Below are 8,407 nucleotides of genomic sequence, written 5' to 3'. Positions count from 1 at the left end.
GCTCAAGCCCCCGTTCCCGCTCAAGCCCCCGTTCCCGCTCCCGCTCAAGTCGCAGTCCCCGGCCCGGTCCCGGTCCCCGCCCACGGCCACGTCGACGGCCCCGCCCACGGCCGCCAGTCCGCGCCGGTCGAGGCGGAGCGCGGCGGAACGATCGCGCGGCTGATCGCCGAGACCCCTCAGGACGCGGTGGTGTACCTGCCCGCCGGCACGTACCGGGAGCGGCTGGACCTGACGCGGCCGGTCGTACTCGTCGCCGCGGACGGGCCGCAGTCCGTGGTGATCGAGCTGGACAAGCCCCTGGCGGTCCGGTCGCACGCCGTCCTGCGCGGGCTGGTGCTCTCCGGCGCCGGGCTGATCGTTGGCGCCGGCGCGGTGCTCGAGGTCGAAGACAGCCGGGTGCTGGCGGCCGCGTCCACCGGGCTGGGCGCACGTGCCGGTGCCACCGTCAACGCCCTGCGGCTCATCGTGGACGGGTCCGGCGGCAACGGTCTGCACGCGGCCGGAGACGCACGGGTGGTACTGGTCGACAGCACCCTGTCGGACACCGCCTTCAGCGCCGTGCACCTGGCCGGTCGCGCCGACGTGGAACTCGAAGCCTGCACGGTGCGCCGCAGCGCCGAGCACGGGGTGCGGGTCACCGAGGCCGCCTCGCTGCGGGTGGACGGCGGCTCGATCACCGACTGCGGGATGAGCGGCCTGGTCGCGCAGACCTCCGGGCGGCTGATCGTCAGCGACACGCGCATCAGCCGGGTCGCACGCGCCGGCATCGCGTTGGCGGAACCGACCGACGCGCGGGTCGAGCGCTGCCGGATCAGCGACGTCGAGGGCACCGGCGTGATCGTGTCGACCAGGGCGAAGCTGCGGGCCGGTGGGGTGCGCGTCAGCGCCGCGGGCAAGAACGGGCTGCTGGTGGGGGAGTGGGCGCACGCCGTCTTCGAGGACTGCGAGGTCCGGGAGACGGCCTTCCCCGCCGTGCACGCCGACATCGGCGCGGACGTGGTGCTGCGCCGGGTCTCGATCCGCGACGTGGAGCAGGACGCGAACATAGCCTCGACGGCGAAGACGGTCATCGAGGGCGTCGAGGTCTCCGGCGCGAAAGTCGTCACGCTGCCGCTGGAGGCGATGCGCGAGGCCGAGCGTCCCGGAGCCGGACCTTCCACGCCGCCCGGCGCCACGGGAGCGGGCGTGGCCGAGACACCGGGCCCGGCCACCGGACCCGCCGCGACGGCGGCGCCCGCGGCAGCCACGCCCGCGGCCCCGTTTTCCGCCGCGGCCACCGTGACCGGGGCGAGCGCCGTGGGGGAGAGCGTCGATGAGTTGATCGCGCAGATCGAGGGACTGGTCGGGCTCGCCTCGGTCAAGCGCGACATCAACGCCCTGGTCTCGCTGATGCGCCTGGTCCGCCGGCGGGTCGAGGCCGGGCTGCCGCCGCCGCCGACCAGCCGGCACCTGGTGTTCGCCGGAAACCCCGGTACCGGCAAGACCACGGTCGCCCGGCTCTACGGACGCATCCTGCACGCCCTGGGCATGCTGGAAAGCGGGCATCTCGTGGAGAGCGACCGCGGCGCGCTGGTCGGCGAGTACGTCGGGCACACCGCGCCGAAGACCACGGCGGTCTTCCGCAGGGCACTCGGCGGCGTGCTGTTCATCGACGAGGCGTATTCGCTCGTTCCGTTCGGCGGCGGCAACGACTTCGGCCAGGAGGCGATCTCGACCCTGGTCAAGCTGATGGAGGACCACCGCGACCAGGCCGTGGTGATCGTCGCCGGCTACCCCGGGGACATGCACCGGTTCATCGACTCCAACCCCGGCCTGGCCTCCCGCTTCACCAGGACCCTGACGTTCGAGGACTACCTGCCGGAGGAACTGGTCTCGATCGTGGACCTGCAAAGCCGGGAGCACCGCTACACCCTCGGGCCGGGAACCGCGCAGGCGCTGCTGCGCTACTTCGAGACGCTCGACCGCAGCGAGGGCTTCGGCAACGGCCGCTCGGCCCGGCAGCTGTTCCAGACCTTGACGGAGCGGCACGCGCAACGCATCTGCGCACTCGCCGATCCGAGCACACAGCAGCTGACGACCCTGCTGCCCCAGGACGTCCCGTCCCCGTGACGGCGAAAGAGAAGACAGGCAAGGATGAAGACGCGTTTGCGCTCCGTGCGTCCCGCCGCCGTGGCGGCGCTCAGCGCTGTGGCCGTGGTACTGGTCGCGGGACCGCCGGTCGCAGCCGCGGCGACGCCGACGCCGACGCCGACGGCACAGGTCGAGTACGTCACTCCCGCCCACGTGCCGTACTACGTGGTGCCGGCCACCGATCAGGTCTTCCTCTACCAGCTCGCACAGCAGCTACTCGGCGACGGCAATCAGTACTCGAAGATCTTTGACCTGAACAAGGGCCGCCGGCAGCCCAACGGCGACCGGCTGACCGATCCGACGCTGATCGAGACCGGTTGGTACCTGGTGCTGCCGTGCGCGGCGAAGGGCAGCGACTACGGCGTTTCGGTGCGCTGGAATCCGCCGCCGGACCTGGTGCCGCCCACGTCGGTAGCCGGGCTGGAGAACTGCGCCGGAATCGGACCGTCGCCGGTCCCGCGGAAGGTGACCCCGGCGGGTGGCGGCGCGACTAAGGGCACGAACGCAGGCGGGCGCACGAGTACGGGTTCGGGCACGGGTAAGGGCGCTGGTACGGGCGCTGGTACGGGTGGCGCCGCGACCACCGCGCGGGCGGACTCGGCGTCGCGATCGCGCGCCGCGAACTCCGGGGTTTCGCCGGCCGGGCTGGCTGTCGGCGGCGGCGCGATCGTTCTGATCATCGTGGCCGCGCTGGCGTGGTCGCGGCTCGGACGCCGCCGGGCTCCGGTGGACGGCACGCCGCCGCCGGCGCCCGCCGGGGTCGGCCGCGAAGGCGCGCGGGAGCCCGCTTCTCAGGCCGCTTCGCCCCGTACGGTGCCGGCGCCGGTTGCGGTTGACGCGGCGGTTGACGCGCCGGTTCGAGCGGCGGTGTCCGCGCAGGGCGGTGCGTTCCGGCGCGCGCCGCGGATCACGGGCACGGTCGGTGCTCGTTTGCGGCGACGCAAGGATCCGACTCCGGCACAGTTGCTGCTCGCCGACCCCAACGTGCCCGCCCTCGGTGCTCGGGCGCTTGAACTGGCCGGGCGGGGCGCGCACTGGTGGCCGTACGCCGCGCTGGTCGGCACGGAGGAGATCGAGGTGCGCATCGCAGGGCTCGACGTGCCGCAGCCGCGCCGCCCGTGGACCGCCGGGACGGATCAGCGCACGTGGATCCTGCGGCGCTCAGAGCTCGAAGCCCGCGCCGAATCCGCCGAACCCGCTGAATTCACCGAACCCGCTGAACTCACCGAACCCACCGGTGACGCGGCCGAGGTGTGCCCCGCGGTGCTCGGCGTACGCGGCGAGGCCGTCGTGGTCATGGACGTCGCGCGCTCGCATGGCACGTTGCTGTTCTCCGGCGACCCGGTTCAGGCCGAACGGGTGCGTTCCGCGTTGGCCGAGCAGTTGGAGGGCGGTGAAATGCTCGCCGGCGCGGCGCCGCCGTATCCGCACTGGGAACTGCCGGTCGATGCCCGCGGCACGGTACTGCTACACGGTTTGCCGGTCGTCTTCACCCCGCTGCCGGACACGGCGACCCCGCGTTCGGCGCAGCCGCAAGCTTCAGTGCCGCCTCCGACCCGTTCGGGCACGCCGACCCCGACCCCGGCCCCGACACCGACACCGACACCGACACCTATGCCGGCGCCTGCGTCAGGGCCCGAACGCGTGCCGGCGCCGGCCGGACAAGTGCCGCCGCCGCAGCAACCGCAAGCGCAACCGCAGCAGCCGCACCTATCCGTGCCGCCGCCGCAAGAGCCCGACGAGTGGGACGACATCGCCATATCAAGTGCCTGACAGGCGCGATGTCCGCAAGCGAAGAAGAGTTCGAGTACCAGCCAGCCAGTGGGTGAGGATCCAAGATGCGCCTGTCGGTCACCGCGATCGGGCAGCGGGCCCGGCACCAGGTCGTCCTCGGCGCGGCCCCGGACGCGCCGATCGCCGAGGTCGCCGAGCGGATCGCCGAGGCCGCCGGGGAGAGCGCGCACGAGCTGTTCCTCGGCGGCCGGCGGCTCGACCCGCGCGGCGAGCTGGCCGCGACCGGCCTGCGCGAGGGAACGGTCCTCGGTCTCGGCGCGCCCGGCCCCGAGCCCGGCGCCCGGCCCGGCGACGGACCCGCGCTGATCGAACTGCACATCGTCTCCGGACCCGGCGCCGGAACGGTGGCCGCGCTCGCACTCGGCTCCTACCCGATCGGTTCATCAGAGCGCTGTGTCGTCCGCGTCGAGGGCGCGCCCGCGCACGCCGCCACCCTCACCGTCGCGGCGGACGGCTGCGTCGTCGTCACACCGTACGAGCAGACCAGGCTGGTGCGGGTCGTACCGCCACAGCCGGCGGGCGCGCCCGGCGACGGCGACGCACAGGACAAGACCGCCGCCGCCGAGTACTGGGAGGAGCACGCGGACCTCGCTGTCGCCGACTCGCTGCTGCGGTGGACCGCGCCGAGCGTGGCGGACGCCGCCGTCCAGCCCGCGCCGGACGGATCAGGGATCGACTTCAACCGCCCGCCGCGGATCCTGGAACCGCTGCCGCGCACCCGCTTCCGGCTGCCGCAGCGGCCCAACCCGCCAGGCCGGCGCCCCTTCCCGACCGTGCTGCTCATCCTGCCGGTCCTCATGGGCGTCGGCATGGTGTTCCTGCTGCACTCCAAGTACTACCTGTTCTTCGTCCTCTTCACGCCGATGTTCGCGGTCGTCAACTGGTTCAACGACATGCGCACCGGCCGCAAGGACTACCGGCGCCGCTCCGCGCAGTACGCGGTGGCCCACGCCGAGACGATCGAGGAGATCACCGCGGCCGTGGCCGGCGAGCGGGCGGTGCGCGCCGCCGTCGCCCCGGACCCCGCGGCCGCGCTGCTGACCGCCGCCGGGCCGGGCCGGCGGCTGTGGGAGCGGCGCCGCTGCGACGCCGACCATCTGGTGCTGCGCATCGGCACGGTGGACCAGCCCTCGCTGCTCGACGTCGACGACCCGAACCAGACCGATCCGCTGCGCCGCGACACCCGCTGGAACGTGCCCTCGATCCCGATCGGCATCGCGCTGCCCGACGTCGGCGTGGTCGGCGTCGCCGCGGAACCGGGCCGAGCCCGCCCGCTCGCCTGGTGGCTGCTGGCCCAGACCGCGGTTCTGCACAGCCCGCGCGACGTTCGCTTCGTGGTGCTCACCGACGCCGGCGCCGCGCAGGACTGGGAATGGATCCGCTGGCTGCCGCACGCGCGCTCGCCGATCGGCTCCCCGCCCGCGATGGTCGGCAACGACCCGGAGACCGTCGCGCACCGCGTCTCAGAGCTCGTCTCCGTGGTCAAGCGCCGTATTCAGGCGCGCGGCGCCTCGCTGAGCGCCGCGATGTTCGCCGACCCGGACGTCGTCGTGCTCGTCGACGGGGCGCGGCGGCTGCGCGAGGTGCCCGGCCTGGTGCAGGTGCTCGCCGAGGGCCCGGCCGTGCGGGTCTTCTCGATCTGCCTGGACCGCGAAGTCAGGCTGCTGCCGGAGGAGGCCGGCGTCGTCGTCGTGGACGAGCCGGCCGGGCTGACGCTGCGCCAGAAGGACCAGCCGGAGGTGACCGAGATCCGCCCCGACCTGGTGGACTGCGCCTGGGCCGAGCGGGTGGCGCGCTCGCTCGCCCCGCTGCGGGACGTCTCCCCGGTCGACGGCGGCGCGCTGCCCTCCGCGGTGCGCCTGCTGGACCTGCTGGAGCTGTCCGACCCGGACGGCGAGCAGATCGCGGCGCGCTGGGTGCGCCGGCCCGCGTCCACCGCGGCGGTCATCGGCACCGGATACGACGGCACGCTCGCGGTCGACCTGGTCCGCGACGGGCCGCACGCCCTGATCGCCGGCACGACCGGATCCGGCAAATCCGAACTTCTGCAGACCCTGGTGGCGTCGCTGGCGGTGGCCAACCGCCCGGACGAGCTGACCTTCCTGCTGGTCGACTACAAGGGCGGCAGCGCGTTCCGGGACTGCGTCGAGCTGCCGCACACCCTCGGCATGGTCACCGACCTGGACGGGCACCTGGTCGAACGCGCCCTGGAATCGCTGGCCGCCGAGCTGCGCCGGCGCGAGAAGCTGCTGGCCGAGCACGGCGTGAAGGACCATCCGGAGTATCAGGCGGCCCGGCGCCGCGACCCGGCCCTGCCGCCGCTGCCGCGGCTGGTGCTGGTGGTGGACGAGTTCGCCACGCTGGTGCGCGAGGTGCCCGCCTTCGTGGCCGGCGTGGTGTCCATCGCCCAGCGCGGCCGCTCCCTCGGCCTGCACCTCGTGCTGGCCACGCAGCGGCCGGCCGGGGTCGTCTCGGCCGATATCAAGGCCAACACGAACCTGCGGATCGCGCTGCGCGTCACCGACCCGGTCGAGAGCCACGACGTGATCGACACCAACGACGCCGCCGCCATCCCGCCGAGCGTGCCCGGCCGCGCGCTGGTCCGCCTCGCGCACCGCGCCGTCGCGCCGTTCCAGACCGGCTACGCGGGGGCGCCGCGGGAGCGGACCGAGGATGGCTCGGCCGGTGTCGCGACCCCGCCGCGGCCCGACACCTGGGCGGTCGCGGTGCCCTGGCCCAAACTCGGCCGGGCCTTTCAGCCTCCTGAGACCGAGACCGTCGCCGACGGCGGGGACCACACCGACCTGGCGGCGCTGGTGCGGGCGGTGCGCGAGGCCGCGCGGCAGTTGGAGATCGAGCCGCAGCAGGCTCCGTGGCTGCCCGCCCTCCCGGACGTGATCACGCTCGGCGAACTGCCCCGCCTCGGCGCCGCGCCCGGCAGGAGCCTGGCGCCCGTCGTGTACGGGCTCGAAGACCTGCCGGCCGAGCAGGCCCGCCGGCCGCTCGCGCTGGACCTGGAGACCTTCTCGCACCTCTACGTGGTCGGCGCGACCCGCTCCGGCCGCTCGCAGACGATCCGCAGTATCGCCGGCGCGCTCGCCGAGCGGCATTCGACCAGTGATGTGCACATGTACGGGATCGATGCGGCGGGCGGAGCGCTGAGCGTCCTGACCGAGTTGCCGCACACCGGGGCCGTCGCGCAGCGCGCCGACCTGGATCGGGTGGACCGGCTGCTCACCCGGCTCGGGCTGGAGCTGACCCGCCGGCAGAGTCTGCTGGCCGAGCACGACAGCACCAACCTGGCCGAACTGCGCGCGACCATGCCGCCCGGGCCGCGGCCCGCGCACACGCTGCTGTTCATCGACGGCTGGGAGGCCCTGTACGCAGCGGTCAACGAGTACGACAACGGCCGGCTTGTGGACGAGGTCACGCGGCTGTTGCGGGAGGGAGCGGCGGCCGGGATCCATCTGGTGATCGCCGGTGACAGGGTGCTGCTGTCCGGGCGGATGGGCAGTCTCAACGAGAACCGGCTGCTGCTGCGGATGACCGACCGCAGCGACTACATGCTGATCGGCCTGGCTTTCGCCGAACTGCCGACGGTGGTGCCGCCGGGGCGCGCCTGGCTGTCCGGGAGCCTGACCGAGGCGCAGATCGCGCTGCTCGCCGCGGACCCCTCCGGGCAGGCGCAGGCCGAGGCGCTGCGCGCGATCGGCGAGCGCGCGCGAAAGCGCGACGAGCACGTGGGCGTGGGCTCGCGTCCGCTGGCGATCGGCTCGTTGCCGTCGGAGCTCGACTTCGCGGACGCCTACGCGCTGGTGACCGAGCGCCGCCCGCTGCTCGCACTGCTCGGGATCGGCGGCGACGACACCGGGCCGGTCATGGTGGACTTCGCCGGGCGCGGGAACGTCTTCATGGTGGTCGGGCCGCCCGGCTCCGGTCGCTCCACGGTCCTGTCCACCTTCGCGGTCTCGGCGCTGGCCGCGGACACGGCGGTGCTGGCGGTGGCCGCGCGCGAGTCCCCGCTGCGCCGCCTGGCCGCGCATCCGCGTGCCAGGGTGCTGACCTCGGTGCTGGCCACCCCCGAGGACGCCCGCGCCGCGCTGGAGGAACTCGGCGGCGGTCCGGCCGTGGTGCTGCTCGACGACGCGGACCTGATGGCGCAGATGCCGCCGCTGGAGCCGTTCCTGCGCGAGCTGATCGCCACGGGGCGCGACCGCGGCCTCGCTCTGGCCTGCGCGGGCACCAGCGAGACTTTCGTCAGCGCCCTGATCGGCTGGATCGGGGAGGCGCGCCGCTCGCGCCAGGGGGTGCTGCTCAGCCCGCAGTCGGTCGCCGAGGGCGACCTGGTCGGCGCCCGCATCCCGGTCAGCCTGCTGCGTAAGCCGATCCGCCCCGGCCGCGCCTACACCGCGGACCCGGTCACCGGCGGCCTGGCGGCGATCGCGCTGCCGCTGACGGTGCTGAAGGAGTAGCGGCGCCGCCG

3 protein-coding genes are annotated in these 8,407 nt (G+C 74.0%); all 3 read left to right on the top strand.

All coding sequences use genetic code 11. The features are described 5' to 3' along the window. A partial coding sequence (locus KGA66_RS00750) for a right-handed parallel beta-helix repeat-containing protein (protein WP_211463337.1) occupies window positions 1-2,109 on the top strand: 2,109 nt, incomplete at its 5' end. Window positions 2,110-2,133: 24 nt separating this feature from the next. Then, window positions 2,134-3,903: a hypothetical protein gene (locus KGA66_RS30730; protein ID WP_211463335.1), complete on the top strand. Its 1,770-nt coding sequence runs from the start codon at window positions 2,134-2,136 to the stop codon at window positions 3,901-3,903. Between the two features lie 65 nt (window positions 3,904-3,968). Then, window positions 3,969-8,396, top strand: a complete 4,428-nt coding sequence (locus KGA66_RS00740; protein WP_211463333.1) for an FtsK/SpoIIIE domain-containing protein — start codon at window positions 3,969-3,971, stop codon at window positions 8,394-8,396. The last annotated feature ends 11 nt before the right edge of the window (window positions 8,397-8,407 follow it).

The sequence above is a fragment of the Actinocrinis puniceicyclus genome, from assembly GCF_018283645.1.
In the GTDB taxonomy this organism is placed as follows: Bacteria; Actinomycetota; Actinomycetes; order Streptomycetales; family Catenulisporaceae; genus Actinocrinis; species Actinocrinis puniceicyclus.
Note: the sequence above shows the minus strand (reverse complement) of the source record. Positions and strands in the feature narration are given on the sequence as shown.

Excerpts from the sequence above, each read along its gene's own strand:
- KGA66_RS00740 (WP_211463333.1), top strand. The coding sequence starts at position 3,969 with ATGCGCCTGTCGGTCACCGCGATCGGGCAGCGGGCCCGGCACCAGGTC.
- KGA66_RS30730 (WP_211463335.1), top strand. The coding sequence starts at position 2,134 with ATGAAGACGCGTTTGCGCTCCGTGCGTCCCGCCGCCGTGGCGGCGCTC.